Here is a 1,383-nt window from a genome sequence, read left to right on the forward strand (position 1 = left end):
GCAGCCAGTTCGCGCAGCGGGTGCATCGCCAGGCCCCAGCGCTCCAGCAGCCGGGCCAACGCACGCGGCTGCAACTGGGCGCCAAAACGCTGCCCGGCCAGCGCCTGCACAGCATTGGCATCCCATAACAGTGACGGGCTACCGGCTTTTTCGGGTGGCTGGCCCAAAGCGGCGGTGCGCAGTGCCTCTTCCTGTTGCAGACTCAGCACCCGGCCATCGCCCTTGGGCCGGCCGCGGGCGCCGACGTCGATCGCCGCCCAGCCGCCCGCCGTGAAGGCCTGGCAGGCCTTGATGATGGTGGGCACGCTGAGGCCGGTCTCGGTTCGGATCTGTGCCAGGCTGCGGCCGTCCACCCGCAACTGCACCGCGCGGCGACGGCGCAGGTTCAGTTGTTGCATGTCGGGGGTGGAGGCGGGCACGAACTGAGGTCAATAAATGTTTTAGGGAGTTTATTCTGCCACTCGACATGCACAATGCCGTATCCCTCATTTGAAAACCTCATCTGAAAGTAACTTCCATGAGCATTGCTACCGCTGACGCCGCCGGCCTGTTGTCCCAACTGACGCCCCTCATCCGCGACGCCGGCAAGGTGATCATGGACATCTATGCCACCGACTTCGATGTGACCAAGAAAGGCGACGAGTCGCCGGTCACCCAGGCCGACCAGAAGGCGGAAGACGTCATCCTGGCCGGCCTCGCGAAAATCGCGCCAGGCGTGCCGGTCGTTGCCGAAGAAGCCGTGGCCGCCGGCAAGATCCCGGATGTGAGCGACCGCTTCTTCCTGGTCGACCCACTGGACGGCACCAAGGAATTCATCAGCCGCAACGGCGAGTTCACCGTCAACATCGCGCTGATCGAAAACGGCAAGCCGGTGCTGGGTCTGGTGTTCGCGCCCGCTGTCGGCGGTGCTGCCGGCCGCCTGTTCACCGGCGCGGCCGGCCTGGGTGCCTGGCTGGAAGACGCCGAAGGCAAGCGCGAGATCAAGACCCGCGCGGTGCCGGCCGAAGGCCTGACCGTGGTGGCCAGCCGCTCGCATGGCGACGAAACCGCGCTGGACGCTTTCCTGAACGGCCGCACCGTGGCCTCGCGCACCAACGCCGGCTCGTCACTGAAGCTGTGCCTGGTCGCTGCCGGCGAGGCCGACCTGTACCCGCGCCTGGGCCGCACGATGGAATGGGACATTGCCGCAGGCGACGCCGTGCTGCGCGCCGCCGGGGGCCGCGTCACCGTGGTGGCCGATGGCGCCGACCTGCGCTACGGCAAGCCCGGCTTCGACAACCCGCACTTCGCGGCCTCGGGGTTCTGATCGTTTCCGCGGCCCGCCTCGCGGTGGGCCCTTTCGTGTGACTTCGCCTGACTGGTTGGCTTCGCTGCGCTGTGCCG

2 protein-coding genes are annotated in these 1,383 nt (G+C 67.4%); one reads left to right on the top strand and one right to left on the bottom strand.

What is annotated here, in order from left to right:
• Window positions 1-398 (bottom strand): transposase (locus tag FKP22_RS30425; RefSeq protein ID WP_510606734.1); only part of this gene is annotated, 398 nt, incomplete at its 3' end.
• A 119-nt stretch (window positions 399-517) separates the two neighbouring features.
• Between FKP22_RS30425 and cysQ the strand changes: the two genes are divergently transcribed.
• Entirely contained in the window at window positions 518-1,306 is a 789-nt protein-coding gene (cysQ, locus tag FKP22_RS30430; RefSeq protein ID WP_141291934.1) for a 3'(2'),5'-bisphosphate nucleotidase CysQ, read from the top strand.
• Window positions 1,307-1,383 lie beyond the last annotated feature (77 nt).

Origin of the sequence: Ideonella azotifigens (genome assembly GCF_006519715.1) — a bacterium.
Classification (GTDB): domain Bacteria; phylum Pseudomonadota; class Gammaproteobacteria; order Burkholderiales; family Burkholderiaceae_C; genus Ideonella; species Ideonella azotifigens.